The 16,802-nt window shown below is 41.9% G+C and carries 16 protein-coding genes; 12 read left to right on the top strand and 4 right to left on the bottom strand.

The genetic code is table 11. The annotated features are described in order from the left end of the window. Nucleotides 1-239 precede the first annotated feature (239 nt). Nucleotides 240-566: a helix-turn-helix transcriptional regulator gene (locus J9789_RS12380; RefSeq protein ID WP_118752289.1), complete on the bottom strand. Its 327-nt coding sequence runs from the start codon at nucleotides 564-566 to the stop codon at nucleotides 240-242. A 164-nt stretch (nucleotides 567-730) separates the two neighbouring features. Between J9789_RS12380 and J9789_RS12375 the strand changes: the two genes are divergently transcribed. The 12 genes from J9789_RS12375 to J9789_RS12320 all read left to right on the top strand — a co-directional run bounded on the left by J9789_RS12375 (nucleotide 731) and on the right by J9789_RS12320 (nucleotide 14,405). Further along, complete coding sequence (locus J9789_RS12375) at nucleotides 731-1,204, top strand: hypothetical protein (protein WP_209345885.1); 474 nt, start codon at nucleotides 731-733, stop codon at nucleotides 1,202-1,204. A gap of 31 nt (nucleotides 1,205-1,235) precedes the next feature. Next, nucleotides 1,236-1,751, top strand: a complete 516-nt coding sequence (locus J9789_RS12370) for a hypothetical protein (RefSeq protein ID WP_209345883.1) — start codon at nucleotides 1,236-1,238, stop codon at nucleotides 1,749-1,751. A 195-nt stretch (nucleotides 1,752-1,946) separates the two neighbouring features. After that, nucleotides 1,947-2,183 (top strand): helix-turn-helix transcriptional regulator, encoded by a 237-nt coding sequence (locus J9789_RS12365; protein WP_209345881.1) that lies wholly within the window; start codon nucleotides 1,947-1,949, stop codon nucleotides 2,181-2,183. A 99-nt stretch (nucleotides 2,184-2,282) separates the two neighbouring features. Further along, a complete protein-coding gene (locus J9789_RS12360; protein ID WP_209345879.1) occupies nucleotides 2,283-3,251 on the top strand; it encodes a WYL domain-containing transcriptional regulator in 969 nt (322 codons plus the stop codon). A 25-nt stretch (nucleotides 3,252-3,276) separates the two neighbouring features. After that, nucleotides 3,277-4,194, top strand: a complete 918-nt coding sequence (locus J9789_RS12355) for a hypothetical protein (RefSeq protein ID WP_209345877.1) — start codon at nucleotides 3,277-3,279, stop codon at nucleotides 4,192-4,194. Nucleotides 4,195-4,207: 13 nt separating this feature from the next. Next, nucleotides 4,208-4,669, top strand: a complete 462-nt coding sequence (locus J9789_RS12350; RefSeq protein ID WP_209345875.1) for a hypothetical protein — start codon at nucleotides 4,208-4,210, stop codon at nucleotides 4,667-4,669. A gap of 33 nt (nucleotides 4,670-4,702) precedes the next feature. Next, entirely contained in the window at nucleotides 4,703-6,052 is a 1,350-nt protein-coding gene (locus tag J9789_RS17130; protein WP_209345873.1) for a dynamin family protein, read from the top strand. Beyond that, nucleotides 6,033-8,576: a dynamin family protein gene (locus tag J9789_RS12340; protein ID WP_209345871.1), complete on the top strand. Its 2,544-nt coding sequence runs from the start codon at nucleotides 6,033-6,035 to the stop codon at nucleotides 8,574-8,576. Before J9789_RS17130 ends, J9789_RS12340 begins: the two co-directional genes overlap by 20 nt. A gap of 16 nt (nucleotides 8,577-8,592) precedes the next feature. Further along, nucleotides 8,593-9,261: a hypothetical protein gene (locus J9789_RS12335; protein WP_209345869.1), complete on the top strand. Its 669-nt coding sequence runs from the start codon at nucleotides 8,593-8,595 to the stop codon at nucleotides 9,259-9,261. Between the two features lie 487 nt (nucleotides 9,262-9,748). Further along, nucleotides 9,749-13,177, top strand: a complete 3,429-nt coding sequence (locus J9789_RS17125) for a DUF87 domain-containing protein (RefSeq protein WP_245185267.1) — start codon at nucleotides 9,749-9,751, stop codon at nucleotides 13,175-13,177. Further along, nucleotides 13,174-14,112: a DNA/RNA non-specific endonuclease gene (locus tag J9789_RS12325; RefSeq protein WP_209345867.1), complete on the top strand. Its 939-nt coding sequence runs from the start codon at nucleotides 13,174-13,176 to the stop codon at nucleotides 14,110-14,112. Before J9789_RS17125 ends, J9789_RS12325 begins: the two co-directional genes overlap by 4 nt. Before the next feature lie 11 nt (nucleotides 14,113-14,123). Beyond that, the gene (locus J9789_RS12320; protein WP_209345865.1) at nucleotides 14,124-14,405 is read left to right on the top strand and encodes a hypothetical protein; all 282 of its coding nucleotides are present in this window, start codon (nucleotides 14,124-14,126) and stop codon (nucleotides 14,403-14,405) included. Between the two features lie 53 nt (nucleotides 14,406-14,458). Here the strand turns inward: J9789_RS12320 and J9789_RS12315 are convergent, their stop codons facing one another. The 3 genes from J9789_RS12315 to J9789_RS12305 are packed head-to-tail and all read right to left on the bottom strand — an operon-like array spanning nucleotide 14,459 to nucleotide 16,479. After that, the gene (locus J9789_RS12315) at nucleotides 14,459-15,859 is read right to left on the bottom strand and encodes a relaxase/mobilization nuclease domain-containing protein (RefSeq protein ID WP_209345863.1); all 1,401 of its coding nucleotides are present in this window, start codon (nucleotides 15,857-15,859) and stop codon (nucleotides 14,459-14,461) included. Nucleotides 15,860-15,913: 54 nt separating this feature from the next. Further along, on the bottom strand, nucleotides 15,914-16,180 hold the full coding sequence (locus J9789_RS12310) for a hypothetical protein (protein ID WP_209345861.1): 267 nt from the start codon (nucleotides 16,178-16,180) through the stop codon (nucleotides 15,914-15,916). A 14-nt stretch (nucleotides 16,181-16,194) separates the two neighbouring features. Further along, nucleotides 16,195-16,479 (bottom strand): hypothetical protein, encoded by a 285-nt coding sequence (locus J9789_RS12305; RefSeq protein WP_209345859.1) that lies wholly within the window; start codon nucleotides 16,477-16,479, stop codon nucleotides 16,195-16,197. Nucleotides 16,480-16,802 lie beyond the last annotated feature (323 nt).

Below are 16,802 nucleotides of genomic sequence, written 5' to 3'. Positions count from 1 at the left end.
TTAAGAAACTTTTGAAGTTCACAAATTGGCAAGCAGTGTAAACCTGTACAGGTTCACTCATTTTCTCGATTTTCCCTCCGGTGCAATCTTCGCAAATTTGCTTGTTGGGGCAAGCGTCCCCAATCCCCTTTGAACGATATCTGCGATACCGGCTGCTCGTTCATTCTGAACGTTTTCCTGAGAAAGAAAAAACCTGGACTGCCATTTGGCATCCAGGTTAAAATCTTAATTCCATTTGATTATTCTTTCTTCTCGATCCAGCCAATAAAGGTACTGACCTTTTCGAGATCCTCCTCATTCATGGTTCTCAGCTTCTCGCACAATTCACGGTACGGGGTTTTTGCATCGTCCAGTGGAGCGAAAAATTCTGCCGGTGTCATATCAAAATACGAGATGATATTGAACAGTTCCCTGAGAGACGGCAAGGCCGCTCCGCTGGTTATACCACGAATGTATGAGCCACTCTTGTCCAAATCCAAACTCATCTTGTGTTCAGAAATATTCTTTGCTATTCTCAGTTCAGTAATTCTGATACGAATAAATTCATCATACTGCGTGTTGGCCACTTCTGTCCCTCCTTCCTCAATTATTGTAGTATGAATTGGAAGGCAGCGTTGGTAGCAAGAAAATGAATTTTTGCTTTATCCTTTCTTATTTTGGTGATATAATTACCAATATCGTGTTTTGATTAGCGATACCAGTATGAAGTATCTCCAAAGGAGAGATTTTTATGAATTTATTCGCTGTCAGCTTCTTTGGACACAGAGAAGTTGATGATCCGTTTGTGATTGAACAGCAGTTGGAAGCAATCATCCGTGAACTGCTTCTTACCAAAGAATATGTCGAGTTCCTTGTAGGGCGAGACGGAGAATTTGACCAGCTTGTTTCATCAACGATCCGCAGATGCAAGCGAACGATCCGGGATGACAACAGTTCTCTCGTTCTGGTACTGCCGTATATGACGGCAGAATACCGGAACAATGAGCAGTCATTTCATGAGTATTATGATGAAATTGAAATCTGTCTCGAATCCGCAGAAAAGCATTTCAAGTCCGCCCATCAAGTCAGGAATCGGTCCATGGTTGACCGTTCGGATTTGGTTATTTTCTGTGTCGAACACGATTCTGGCGGAGCTTATCAGACCATGCAATATGCAAAAAAGGCAGGTGCAAAGATCATGAATCTGCCAGATGTACCTCGTTGACTTTCTCATTATTTACACGGAAAGGAAGAACATGAATAAAAAGAAACGAATAGCCATCCTATTTGCTGTCATTATTGTTGTGGCGGTTGGAATCATAATTGTGGTGACTTCACATCAGAAAAAGGAAATGAACTTCGATGAATTTGCTAACCGTTTTGAAAAGAGCGCAGAAGAAGTTCTTGGAGAAGATGTAAAGAAGGTTTCCAAAACAGAACTCGCAGCCACTCTGACCTACGGAGACCAAAACGACAAGGATAACAATATCTACTACCGTATCCTGAAAACCACATTTTACGAAGGAGACCCGAAAGAAATCACCGGATTACATACGGAAGCCCTGGGTGTGCTTTTCCCGGTTGACAGTATGGACAGCTGTGAGGAAATGATGATTCAGTACTGGCCGGGCGCTCTTTACAAGAAAGATGACACGGCATTTCTCTGTTGGACTTATTCTCCGGAAGTCACTTATGTTCTGGAATACACTCCAAGCAAAATTGATGATTCTGAGATTATCAAAATGGCAGAAAGTGCTGAACTTGTCGAATAAGCCAGAGCCAAAGGTTATTCTCCATAACTGGTGTATAATCTTTGGCTTTTACTCAAATAGAAAATCTGGATTTTCTTGTTTTTACAACAAGACAATCTTTTTTTCATCAAAGTAGCCTATTTCCCGACTAACTTATTGAGTTTTCAACGCCAGAGGATTATAATAGACACAATAAGATGAAAAGGAGGATACATTTTGAAAGTTAGCTATAAAAAACTGTGGTATTTGTGTGTGGAACGAGAAATCGGAAAAGCCGAACTTCGCAAGCGGACTGGACTATCCTCTGCCACATTTACAAAACTAAGGCGAAATCAGGAGGTAAATCTTTCTGCACTTCTGAAGATTGCCGAGGTTATGAATTGCAATGCCGGAGATATGATGGATTTTGTACCCGACGATACTGTTATTGAACAAGAAGAACCCGAAAAATGATCCTCTGTTATGGTTTGCTGAGACATACATCTGTCCACCACTTTTTATATAATGATTTCAAAAACAGGGGAATCCAGCAGACCAAGAATGGAGGTTGTTATGGAAAGCACAAAGCATGATAGATTATTAGAAGTCTTTTTCCGTGGTCTTAGAGGTGAAGACTTATCCGTTCAGAGGCTTGCAGAAGAATATGGTGTTTCAACAAAAAGTATCAGCCGAGATATTAACGATCTAAAGGCTTTCCTTGCAGATCATAGGCAGTTAGTAGGAAACACAGAGTTACTCTACTCCAGTCAATCAAAATGCTACCGTCTATATATGGATGAATTTCTTACCAATCAGGAATTGTTCGCCTTGCTTGAAGTAATGATTGGTTCAAGAGCCTTTTCTAAAGAAGAACTTTTAACACTGACTAACAAACTCAAAAGTTTTACAACCGCAAAAGATCGTCCGATGCTAAATGATTTAATCCGTAAAGAACTGTACCACTACACTGAAATCAAACATGACTGTGTTAGCGTCCAGGAAACGCTTTGGAAACTTGTAAACTGCATCACAGAAAAAAAGGAAATAACGATTGAATATTATCGTGCAGACCGAGCATGGAAAACGCATCGCATACGCCCGGCTTCTGTGATGTTCACTGACAATTTCTTTTATCTGATAGCCTTTAACACAGAAGGTGATCCTGATAAGCCATTATACTTCCGTGTAGACAGGATTAAGTACATAACTGAACACAGAAAGAAATTCACTTGTAATGAAGCTCCCGAATTTGATGAGGGACTCCTTCGACAGCGAAGTTTATTCATGTGGCCTGGTAAACTGAGAACCATTCAATTTGAATTTACTGGTTCTGCCATCCAAGCAGTTCTTGATAAACTCCCTACTGCCAAAGTCATTGAACGAAACGGCAGAACTTATACCATTGAAGCTGAAGTTTACGGAGATGGTATTAAGATGTGGCTTCTAAGTCAAGGTCGCCGTGTTAAAGTAACGGCACCTGAAGATTTCGTTGAAGAAATGAAAATTGAAATCACAAAAATGAACGCAAACTATAATTTGTAGAAATATACTCAATGAGGAGCTTGGCATGAATCAAAAATTTGAAACAATCGGTTTATGCGAAGTAGTACCAGAGATGCCGGACAAAGGCAAAAATGATTCTCCCAGTTTAGATACATTGAAAGACAGCCTTGAGCAACTCTTTTCTACATCGGAACCGGACTACACAGGACAATCCAAGGAGCATATCTCTCTGGCCGACGGGACTTCTGTAGAAGTTTCCTTCACAGGGACTGAAATAAAATCACAAGAAGAAATATTTGCTCCCTTTGGCTATACAGAAGAACATTTTCTCTCGTCAACTATTCGGAACGATGTTGGCAAACATCGAGACCTATTTGCCGAATTTGGTTTTGATCCGAAAGATATGTTCCTCAGATATCGCAGTGAATCTCCAATCATCGGCTCAAACAACCTCGATTTTTTTGAAGCCTTTGATGAATTTACTGATGAGAGCTTATACTCATCCAGCAAAAGGGCGGGGCCAAATTGCATGGCGTATGCCTATGGAATGCCTAAAGAACTAAACGGGACAGCTTATAAGCAAAAACCGTCTCCTGGTCACTTTGCCGGTCTGGACACCTCCGAAGAATTAGGGACGATTATGGAGTATGGCTCCGACAAGGAAGTTAAAGCTGTTTTCGAGAAATACATGAAAATGGATTTTGATGCTTTGGGGAAAAAGATGGTTGAAGTTGATTCTGCATCTTATCAGCCGCAAAAGAATGAGAGAATGTTTGCTCTTGTAACATCTCCTCGTATTCCTGGCTTCGGTTCTGACTTCCACTTTTATGTAAAAGGCAAAAACGGCTATTGGTCACACAAGCCAGGAACTACTAACCCAACAATATTTGACGAATCCGGTAATACAATCAAAGATCCTTCTAAATGTAATCGAGGAATGTACTCTCGCTTCATTGGCTTCTATGTAATCAAGGACAAGTAAGGAGGTGTTTATAGTGGCTGAGGACAAAGCAATGTATGAAAAATTTCAAATGTTACTTAATACAGAAAAACGCATCGTGGTTTCACAATTAGGAACTCCGGCTTTCTCTCTCCAGTCATTTGTTGTTTACAACAAAAACGACCTTTGGATGGTTCTGTATTTCCAAGAAGAACGAAACAGCAATCAGCTTCATTCTTTACTTAAAGCGGTTTGCTTCTTCAATTCAGATTTGAAACATCTTTGGTCAACCGGGATACACCTTGTTTCAAATAATACAACCGAGCCAAAGCAGCCTGATACGGTAGATAAGCTAATTAGAGCTTACGGAAAGCCTCATGCTGAAATGGGTGGAGGAAAATCTGCATTTGTGTATCTTTCCGATGATGGATATATCATTTTTGCAAAATATCGGGAAAATGCTATTTTAGAGATTTCAAAAGCATCACTGAATGAGCTGGCGAAACAGTTCAAATAAATGCAGTTGTGGCAAATGGAAAAGGTATAAGATGTGAATCAACAAGACATTTTTGCAAGCACACAGATCATTACCTTTAACCCTATCTTAAAAGAAACTACTGACATACGAACTCAATACTTCATGTATCTCAGAAGATTGATTCGGGTTGTAAGATGGGATAAAAGGAAATACACAAAAGCACAGATTAAGTTTTACAAAGGTGCTTTATGTGATGAGCAAGAAGTGCCTGTATATAATATGGACATTTCGTTTGATCCTCGCTTTTGCTACTTGCTACCTTACGATCTGGCGGTAATGCTTGGATTTCACTCAAAAGTCGTCAAATCAGAAAAGGTTAAAACAATAATCGACAGAATTATTTCAGACTTTGACTTGCCAAAAGAACATGCAGCATTCTTTGCTTTAGAGTTTGAAGCTGCACTCGGCAGCCCATCGGCTTGGGAAGATGTACTTAAAAGCAATTTGACCAAAGGATTCAAACGCTATTTGAAACTTGTCAAGAAAAACACCAGCTTTATTAACGCAAGACCGTACAACATTTTGATTACAGCAACAATGAGTGCTGGCAAATCAACACTCATTAACTCGCTGGTAGGCAAAAACATCAGCCTAATGCAAAATATGGCTTGCACCAGTAAAATACACACCATCATTTCAAAACCTATCGAAGATGGTGTATCGAGTGAATATGATCATGATCTTTCTATGGACGCATCAAAGGAAGATCTGTTAAGTGATAACGAGGATAATAAATCTTACAAAATAACCGTTGGCACATTCTTCAATGGAGAACTTGGTGGCAAACGAATTATTCTGTTCGATTCTCCAGGGGTAAATTCAAGCGAAAATGTAGAGCATACCGAAATTAGTCAACGAATGATTAAATCTCGAAAATACCACCTGATGATTTATGTTCTTAACTCTACACAACTTGGCACCACTGACGAGGAACATCATCTCGAAGTTGTCAAGCAGAGACTTGGACGAACTAAGATAATCTTCGTTATGAACAAGGTTGACCAGCTGATTTCTGAGGATGATAACTACCTTGATTCTATTGAAAACCAAAGAAAATTTCTTGTGTCTAAAGGATTCAAAAATCCAGTAATCTGTCCGGTTTCTTCTCGTGCTGCTTACTTGGTCAAAAAGAGTAAAACGGAAGAATTTAGTAGAATTGAGCGTAGAGAGATGGAAAACTACATGGACAAGTTTGAAACACAAAGTTTGGCTGACTATTACGAAGAAAAACTCGGCTGTCCGCATATTTCAACGACCAATGAAGTAGATGCACTGTTTGTAAATTGCGGGTTCGCACATTTTGAAAAAATAATTGCAAATCTATACGATGGAGGGAACGCAAATGGCACAGGTATATGTTAAGTACAATCCGTACCGACTTGAAACAACAGTAAAAGTAAATGGTAGAGATGTTTCCACTGACAGCATCCTCTACAAAGTCACAAAAGGAAAACGTCTTCAGGAGTGGATTGGCAAGTTTCCTAAAATGCTTCGTGAGGAACTGAATACTTTGGATTTTTCTCTGGAATATTGCGGCATGGCATTAGACTGGGACGATTTTGAAGATGCTTTTGAACAGGCACAGAAGGAAGGCATTATCAAAGTCTCCAACATGAAATACATCGCAGGAAAGAGCGATGAAGACATTAACGAGAAAATCGTAAAAGTTTTTCAGGATTTGCAGGAAGGTCCTCTTGATGACTTTAGAGATGCCAAATTAACTAAGGCTTTTGAAAACACAAACAACGCCATCTTCCCCGTAAATGTCATCGCCACGATGAGTTCCGGTAAATCTACGCTTATCAATGCGTTGCTTGGAAAAAAGCTCATGCCTTCCAAGAACGAAGCGTGTACTGCTACTATCACAGAAATTCTTGACGCTGATGATCCTACTTTTGCAGCGGTTGTTTATGATGAAGATGATGTTGTTCTTCAGGAAGTCCCTCATCTGACTTACGAAATTATGAACGAACTCAATGACAACCCGAATGTTCATCGTATCTCGACCGAAGGTGATATTCCTTTCCTTGATTCTAAGAGTACCGCTCTTATGCTTGTTGACACTCCGGGTCCCAACAACTCTCAGAATCAGGCCCATAAGAACACCACATACAGAGCAATTAACAATGACTCCAATAATCTCATTTTGTATGTCTTGAACGGAACTCAGCTGAGTACCAATGATGATGCCGCTCTGCTCCACTATGTCGCAGATCAAATTAAAAAAGGCGGCAAACAGGTTCGAGATAGATTCTTGTTTGTTATCAACAAGATGGATCAGTTCAATCCTCAGGAGGAAAGCATTGAAAAAGCTATTCTCTCCGCCAAGAGATACCTTGCTTCTTATGGCATTGACGATCCCCAGTTGTTCCCTTGTTCTGCGTTCACGGCTTTGAATATCAAAACCGATCTTGCCGGAATTGATATCGACAATCTAACAAGAGCGCAGGAACGCCAGCTTCCAATCTCTGCAAGAGATACGCTCCTTATGATCGACAAATTCTTGGAATTTGAGTCTATGCACCTTGAAAAATACTCCACACTCTCTCCGAGCGCCCAGCAGGAACTGAATTTCCGTTTGAGTCGGGCGATTGAATCCGGTGATACCAAGGAGCAGGCATTGATTCATTCCGGTATCTATTCCATTGAAGCTGCTATTACTGCCTATGTTAAGAAATACGCCAAAACCAAAAAGATTAAAGACCTGGTTGAATCTTTCCAGGAAGTTCTTGAAAGCAGCGAAGTTCTTGTCAAGGCTAAAACACGTGTTGCCACCGATGAAAAGGCTGCTAAGGCTTGTGCTGAACGAGCAGCGGCAGTAAGACAGAAAATTGCTGATGGCGAGGAAGCTGAAGTCTTTAAGCAGAAAATCGCCGATCTTGATCCTATGCCTATCATCACTGAAAAGGCTGAGCAGCTGAAGCAGAATGCTACAACCAAATCTAATAAGATTTTCAGACCTTATGGCGAGACTTTGACCAGCCGTGACGAAGCAAAGCGGCTTGTTAATCAGTTCAGCACTTTCAGCTCTGATGCAATGGCAGAACTGACTTCCGAACTGGAAAGCGTAATCAATCGTGAAATTGTCAGCACCGGCGAACGGTTGCTTATGGAGTATCAGGAGAAAGTCTCCAAATTTGATGAATCCTCCAACGATGAGCAGCTTGATTTCCAGACACTCGACCTCATCAAGGGCGCTTTGAACACAATGCGTGAGACTGCCGAAAGCTGGACAACCGATGACTTCGCATCTGAAACCGTTGAAGATATTGGTGAAACCACTTACGAGGAAAGAACCTATTACGAAAAGGTTGGTCAGGAAGAAGAAGAAATTGTTGTTGGCTCTCATGAGGAAAAAGTTGGAACTCGAAAGGTCAAAGTTGGCTCGCACAGAGAGAAGGTTGGTACAAGACGAGTAAAGAAATCTGGCTTCTTTGCAAAAATTGCCAGAATTTTCGGCGGTGGTTATGAAGAGGAAGATGTTTATGAAACCGTCGATGACTACAAGGATGAAGATGTATATAAGACAGTCCTCGAATACAAGACGATCATGAGAGATGTATTTGAGGAAAAAACTGAGCATATTGAAAAATTCAGCGTTTCTACCGCATTGATTCAGCAGGCACTTATCGCCAAGATGCGCCGCAATCTGGACGAAGGAACAGAAAGCGCATTGGGATTTGCTGAGGAGCAGGTTGAAGCAATGAAGGCGCAATTCTCTCGCATCTTCACTGAACTGGATGAGATTATTGCTTCCAAGTATGCAGAACTTGAAAAGTGTGCTACTGACGAATCCGAAAAGCGAGAGACTCTCCAGAAGAATAAGGACATCCTCGAATGGATTGAAACCAACATGAACGAGATCAACTCTATCCTGGATATGTAAAGAAAGTGAGGGCAAAATGAATACGGAAATCAAAAAATTCGCCGATTCCGGTGATATAAAATCATTAAAGTACATTTTCGTTGACTCTCTTGATGTCGATCCTACCTTTGTTCGATATGAGGAGGAATACAACTACTGCAAGTCCATACCCGGCTTGCTTGAACCTCATGTTGAACTGACTCCTTTCAGCGAGAACAAGGCTAACTGGACCGAAGAATACTGGACAAGCCTTAAAATGGATCTCATCAAAAATTTCTCTGACAAGAGAATGTCTCATATGCGTGATGTGGCACAGGTCTTTCTGGCTGATAAAGTTCAAAGAATCCTTGCAGAGCGTGCCGCCAACAACACGATTCAGCAGAGCGTTGCTCCAAAGGCTGAGCCTGTTCAAACAGAGAAAGTTGCGAATATCACTCCTAAGCCTGATGTAACACCGAAGGAACCGTCTATTTCTAAAGCAGAACTTCAGGCACGGCAACTTGAAGAAGAGCGGCGCAAGTTGGAAGCGGAAAACAAAGCTCATCAAGAGCGTGAAGCCAGAGAACGAGCAGCCAGAATGGAACAGCAGCGTCGTATGCAGACACAGACACAGTCTCAGACTGGAGATGGATTCTCAAAAAAAGCGATAGGGATTGCAGTGGCGGCGGTTACGGTGGCAGTCGTTCTTATCCTGCTCCTGAAATAACGCAATCCCGCAGAACAGGGAACGATAATCCCGCTTCGCCGCAAGTAAATCGAAGAGGTAATTTAGTCAAGTCCGCTCCTGTAGACAGAAAAACAGATGCTTTATCATTAGTTAAAGGTAACACGCTACACCAGATTTTTCAAACCGAACAATTTATTTTCAATGTATCATCTACGCTCGAAAAGCTGTACCGATATAGATTTGACCCTGTTACGAATGAGGTCATTGAAATTGTTGTTTTTAAGCGTGTAAGAAACGGTGATCCTGAGCTTGGACGGCTTCGACTTTTATCACCAAAGAGAAGACTTGGAACTCCAACTGCATTCTGCGATAAAACCTATGATGTTTACGCACTAATTTCTCAGGGATACCTTCGTGGATATATGCTTTATTCCAGAGCGTTCTATGGTGATTATCAAACAGTAGAAACCGAAAGACTGTATTTCGCATTTGAGAAGTACGAAAAGAAAGGAAGGTGAATGTTGAATTGGCAAAGTGGAAAAACGAGACTCTACAATCCAAAGCAGAGCCTTTACAGGCAGAGAGGGCAGAAATAGTTGAATCTGCCAGACCCGCTGCTATTTATGCAGAGTCTCCAAGAGACTTTAATTTCATTACGCTGCAAAACAATTTGCAAAACTGCCTTTCTATCGTTGATAACGAAGTAATGAAGAATTATGTACCTTCACTCCAAAACTGTTCTGTTGTACCGATAGATGATGCAACTATTTCTGCCCTTGAGCAAATTCAATTCTTCCGTATTTCAGAACTTGTATATCAGGAAGATGAGTTTTCTGTTCATAAACTGGCTACCATCTTCAACGCTCTTTCTAACAAACCTTGTACATTGGTGCTGATGATTCAGAGCGACGGTCAGACGAACGACTTCTATCTCGGAGTTCGTTCCAGAGATAGCCGCTTCTCCGGTGGTACAATGCGTCAGTTGCTTGAACAAAGCCTTTTAGGATTATTTCCTGGGAGCAAAACTGACGATTACTTTAACGAGGATATGAGGGCAGATCTCGACAAACTGGATATTGGGGCCATTTCAAGTGTCACTTGTATTGCGGACTATAAGCAAGACAAGGACTCTTTCGAGAATAAGAACTTTATCCAGGGTCTTGAAAAGTTCATTTACAGTATGCAAGGCAAAGCGTTTACCGCCATCTGCATTGCTAATAACCTTGAACATCACGACTTAGTAAATACAAGAAAGGAATATGAGCGTATTTATACGCTCATGTCCCCTTTCGCAAATATGCAGTACAACTATGCCTTGAACAAAAGTTCCAGCACATCTGACAGCGATACTCAAGGGGAAACTAACACAGATTCTGCCGGAATCACGACAGGCACAAGCACAAACCTGAGTGAATCCGATGCAAAAACTCATGGCACAAATTTAGCCCATACAACAACAGACACCGAAGGAAATAGCACATCTGTTGGACTCGGAAAGAGCCATACTACTGGAACAACAGAAGGCACATCTGATTCTGAAACCACAACAAAAACAGTAGGAACGTATGCAGGTGTTGGCGGTGACGTCGGTCCTATTAAGGCCAATGCTGGCGTTACATCCAGTGTTTCCCGTGGTAAAACACACGGAACTTCCCATACTGATTCAATCTCTGATTCTATTTCGCAGAATCTGACTTTTGGAATTAATTCCTCTAAGTCCATCGGAGATACCGTAGGCGAAAACGAAAGCTCTACCAAAACTCGATCTATTGGGTCTGGGACACAGTACAGCGAAAATGAAGGTCATAGCATATCCACTAATTACGCACACACCAAGGCTCTTACAGATACTTTTGGAAATTCTCAGGCTGTTACCCTCAATGTACAAAACAAATCTTTGATAAACACACTTGAGCGACTTGAAAAACAACTTGAACGACTTGATGAATGTGAAAGCATTGGTATGTGGGACTTTGCCGCATATTTTCTTGGTGAAAGTGCGGCTGAAGCGGAAACAGCTGCAAGTATGTATCGTTCCCTCATTTCCGGTAATCAAAGCGGTCTGGAAATTGCCGCTGTTAATACCTGGACAGATGAAGAACGAGTTAAGGGCATTTCCAAGTATGTAGTAAATTTCATGCACCCTGTTTTCCTCTACGAATTTGCGGATAGTGTCGTAAATCGTCAAACTTTTGTAGATGCAACGGCACTGGCAAGCACAAACGAGCTTGCCATCCAGCTCGGCTTGCCGAGAAAATCCGTAAAAGGACTTCCGGTTATCGAACACGCTTTATTTGCCCAGGAAGTGCTTTCCAACAACCATGCGGAGGACGAGGAAAAAAATATAGAGTTAGGTGTTGTTAGCCACTTTGGAAAAGATACCGATACAAAGGTGGAGCTGGATCTGGAAAGCCTTTCTATGCACACCTTTATAACAGGGTCAACCGGTTCAGGTAAAAGCAATACTGTTTACCAAATTCTGTCCGAACTTCTTAAAAACGGGGTTCGGTTCTTAGTCATCGAACCGGCTAAAGGCGAATACAAAAATGTATTCGGTGGACGAAGTGATGTCTCTGTGTATGGAACTAATCCGCTACTTACAGAACTTCTAAGAATTAACCCATTCAGTTTTCCAAAAGAAGTTCATATCTACGAACATTTGGACAGGCTCGTTGAGATATTTAATGTATGCTGGCCAATGTACGCAGCTATGCCCGCCATCTTAAAGGACGCTATTGAGCGTTCCTATATCAATGCCGGATGGGACTTACGCAAATCCAAAAACAAATATAATGAGAGACTCTTCCCAAATTTCATTGATGTCCTTCAGCAAATTGATGAAGTTATGGATATGTCTCAGTATTCAAGTGACAATAAGGGCGACTATAAGGGAGCATTAAGCACCCGACTTCGTTCTCTGACAAACGGAATTAACGGGCTTGTTTTCACTACCGACGAAATCCCTGCAGAGGAATTGTTCGATAAAAATGTCATTATAGATTTGAGCCGAGTTGGTTCTTCTGAAACAAAATCGCTGATAATGGGATTACTGGTTATGAAGCTCCAGGAACACAGAATTGCAACCTGTGATGGCATGAATGTAGCCCTCAACCATGTTACAGTTCTTGAAGAAGCCCACAACCTTTTAAAGAGGACATCTACCGAACAGTCTACCGAAGGGTCAAACTTGTTAGGAAAGTCTGTTGAAATGCTTACTAACGCAATCGCAGAAATGAGAACTTATGGAGAGGGCTTTATCATTGCGGATCAAGCGCCGGGTATGCTGGATATGGCGGTTATTCGTAATACAAACACAAAAATCATCATGCGTCTGCCTGAATACTCTGATCGTGAACTTGTTGGTCGAGCTGCTGGTTTGAAAGATGAACAAATTGTTGAACTTTCTAAGCTCAACAAGGGTGTTGCAGCCATTTATCAAAATGACTGGATCGAATCCGTTTTGTGTAAGGTTAAAATGTATTCCAGTGATGACCCAGAATATAAGTTTGAAACAAAAGAAACCGCAGAGTATCGTGACATCAAAGGTGAGATTATTAGTCGCCTGATTGCGAAAGATTTAATGCATTTGATTGATACCGTTGATGAAGAACTCATTGTTTCAAACATTCCTGTTGCGGCAAAATGCAGACTGTTTGACTACGCATCGGCACCGAACTCTAAAAAGTTTGACTTGGCTGCTGCGATTGCTTATGAGCTATTCTCTGCTGAAACCGCATTTTCTACACTGGCAAAAACCAAATATGATTTTGAACAACAGAAGCGTTTTATCATTGAACATCTTACACCATCTATTGCTCCACTCCCGGAACAGTGTAGCCAGCTCATTCTGTACTTAGTCACATACTGGAATGCCCACATTACAGAAAGTGCTTTGACTAAGAATCTTCTTAATTATTTGATTGAAATGGGACGAAAGGAGGGCATGGTAAAATGATTGGTAGTTTCCAAGAATCATTTAGACCCGATGATATAAAAGTGCCAGAAGCCGGGGAACGGATGGAACAAAGAGACCAGCCCTCTGTTCCAACGCTGGATGACCTTAAAAGCAAATTGGAAGATATTTTCAAAGCAGAAACGCCAGACAGTGTATCTATGAAGGAAGATATTTCGGAAACAACTCCGCTGGAAGAAAGCAATCCTCGATCAGTGACACTTGATGATGGTACTGTTGTGACACTTCCTGATGCAAAAACCTATGAAAACGTGACCAAAACAGATGATAATGGCACTGTATATTTGAAAGATGGAGAGCTTGAACCAAATACAACCTACGAATTGAATGGTAATACCTATACAACCGATGAGCAAGGTAGAATCATTCGTTGTGAAGCTACGCCCAAAAGGAGTCCTGAGAACCCAAGAGATGTAAATGCCCAGCTTCAGGCGGGTGGCGAAGATCGTCGTCCATCAGACCAAGGTGGTCATATTGTTGGTCGTGATCTTAATGGTGATGGTGGTGCTGGCAACATGGTTGCAATGGATTCCAAGATAAACCAAAGCGACTACAAGCGAATGGAAAACGATATTAAGGCTGCCTTGGATGAGGGCAAAGACGTTACCGTAACTACCGATATAAGCTACTCTGGTGACTCTAAACGACCAGACACTATGACCGTAACCGTAACTGCTGACGAAGTTAAAACCGTCTACAAATTCGATAACAACCTTGATGGTGGCTTGAAGGATGAGGTTCCTGAGAACGGAAAAGATGCTGTTCAAGAAGAACTCAACGACACAAATGGTGAAATATCCTCAATTAAAGAGGAATATAACGAAAACGGAGAACTTACCGAAACGACCGTAAATATTACATACACTGACGAAAATGGTACAAACCATCGAACTAAAGTGTACATTGATGCAGAATAGGAGGCGAGAAAATGACGGATTTAGAAAAATATGTTATTAGTCAACTGATGCAGCTTGTGCCAAATGCTGAAAAGTTAGAGGTTCGTGCAAATATCAGCGACAAAAGTTTCTCTGTTGAATTCTTCGCATTCATTGGTGGTGTAAAACACCAATGCTATGACATGATTGACAGCGGAATTATCAAAGAAAAAGACTTTGATAGCACTGTGAAGCAGCTTGCGAAATTCATCAGATCTTGTCCGGAATACCGTCCTGGAGAAGTCAATAAATTCTCCTTTACTTCAAACTCATAAAAAGAAAGCCACGGTCTATGCCCTTTTTAGAGCATAAACCGTGGCATTTTTAATTAACGCAGGGGCTTCTTTTCTTCTTTTTCCTGTTCCTTCTTCTTGTCGATACTCAGGATAGTCTCAACAGTCTGCTTGGCAATCAGATATTCCTGCATCTCTTTCTTCACCTGACGATATTCCGCATAGGCTTGTTTTTTCTCAACCAATAACCGGTTAAACTCCTCATGCAGAGCCTGACGGGAAGGAACCTTTTTTCCATCCAGCTGGTCAAAGGCTTGCTTTGCCGCTTTATGCAGCATCAGCTCGTCACGATGTTCTTCAAAGAACTTTTTACTGTACCCAGACTTGCGATACGCTTCGTAGGTCTTTCTGGTCTTGGAGTAATTGTTGATGTGGGTCTGCAATGCCCCAATCTCAACCATTCTCTTTTCAGCAGCTTTGATCGAATCCGAAAGCTCCGAAAAGCGAATGGTCAGCTTGTCTGTGAGAGCGACCAAGTCCTCATAGCTGTCCACGCCTTTTTCTTTCAGAAGGCAGACTGTCCTGGCAGCTTCTTTACGGTTGTATTTCTTTGCCCAGCGTTCATACCCAGCCGATTTTCCTTCCGCCATCTTAGACTGAATATTAATGAGAAGATGGAACTGCTTCTGTTCAGGTGCCTGCCGGAAACCACCCTTAGACTTGTGCAGGCTTTTCCCGGAGATAACGGCACGGAGTTCTTCTTCACTGTACCCCTCACCAAGAGAACGCAGACGAATAAACCGCTTCTGTTCCTTTCCCCGAAACGCTGGCTGCTTTCCATTCTTATATTCGAATCCCATATCAGCAAGAGCCTGAACGAAATTCTCAAAACTCTTGGGCTTCTCTTTGAGTACCGAGTCGATAGCTTCGCAAAGCTCGTCACGCTGGGTTCGCTTTTTCGGGAAAACCGTCCGTTTCTGACGCTCCCGGTAGGGCTTCGGCGTGATAATGGAAAGTCCATGCTCCGCACAAACACGGTCACTCAGCTTCTGTACCGCCAGCCCGGAAAGGAAGAAATTATTGAACTTCCGGGAGCAATCAACGGAAGTGGAATTATAAATGATATGATTGTGTATATGGGCTTTGTCGATGTGGGTTGCCACAATGAAAGCGTGTTTGCCCTTCGTCCAGCGCATTGCCGTTTCATAGCCAACCTGATTTGCTTCTTCCGGTGTTATTTCTCCGGGCTTAAAAGATTGGCGAATCTGATAAGCGATGATATTGTTCTTCTGCTGTCTGCCCGTGATGTGCTGATATTGCCGTTTGGAAAGCAGAAATTCTTCATCAGCAGTCTTGGGATCGCACTCATAAGAACTGATAAATTCACCGTCATTGGTCTTTGACGCATTTTGCGAATAATCGGTGCGGTCAGCCAGACACTGGGCAACCGTTTTTCCTTTGTTTACATGGAGCGCAATCAGTCTTGTTGCCGCCACTCACATCACATCCTTTCCAAAAGAAAAAGCCACCCATAGGTGACTTCCTCAAAATTATCTAAGCATCTTTTCCCGATCTTCCGCACCACGCAGATATGCCAGTTTTACCAGTTGCAGCTGAAGGGTATACAGGCTGTTTATGGTGTGTTCGCATTGTTCCCAAAGAGCTGTATTCGATTCTCCCACACTACCAGCCAAAGTATGAACAGCTTCATCTGCCACGCTTTGCAGTTCTGCATACCGTTCATCATTTCCGGCAATCTCTCCGATAGCATCATTAAAAGTAACATCAAAGTAATGCTCCATAAATCCTCTGTCCATCCGTTTCTCCCATCTTAATAACAAATAAATTCCTTGATATGATTCCCCAAAGTTTCAAGTTTTACAACCGCCCATACCAACAGGAAGATTATAAGGATTGCCGCCAATCCCATACCGGCAAGGATAGCCAGGGAAGTCCACAGTGCCTTTACGATGCAGTAGATGGAGCAACCTGCAATCACCAGGAGCAACAGAGCGATCACATAAGAGGAAATGTTGGTGATCAGATTACCGAGGATACAAGCAATCGTTACAATAAACAACAACGGCAGTGCCAATACTTTCAATATCATCTTCATAGGAACAACCCCTTTCTTTTGACCATATTGTACATTGAGAAGTGACGAACTGCAATGATGTCACCACCTATGTAACAGCCAAAGGGCGTTGAGCATAAAAAGAGGGCGCACTGGCTATTTGTGAACCAATGCGTCCCGTTCATTCTGTTTTCAGTTCGACAAACTGAAATTTGAGTCTCTGTAAAACTGGAATTAACCCATACAATTATTTTAATTTAGATATTCACAATTTTACTTGCCACAGTATCTCGAAAAACACTGTCATGTTCTACCAGGAGCATGGTCGGGGCAAACTCCGTTATGAGTTGTTCAATCTGCATACG

It is taken from the genome of Flavonifractor sp. AGMB03687, from assembly GCF_017811815.1.
GTDB lineage: Bacteria > Bacillota > Clostridia > Oscillospirales > Oscillospiraceae > Flavonifractor.
This window is presented reverse-complemented; position numbering and strand designations above follow the sequence as displayed.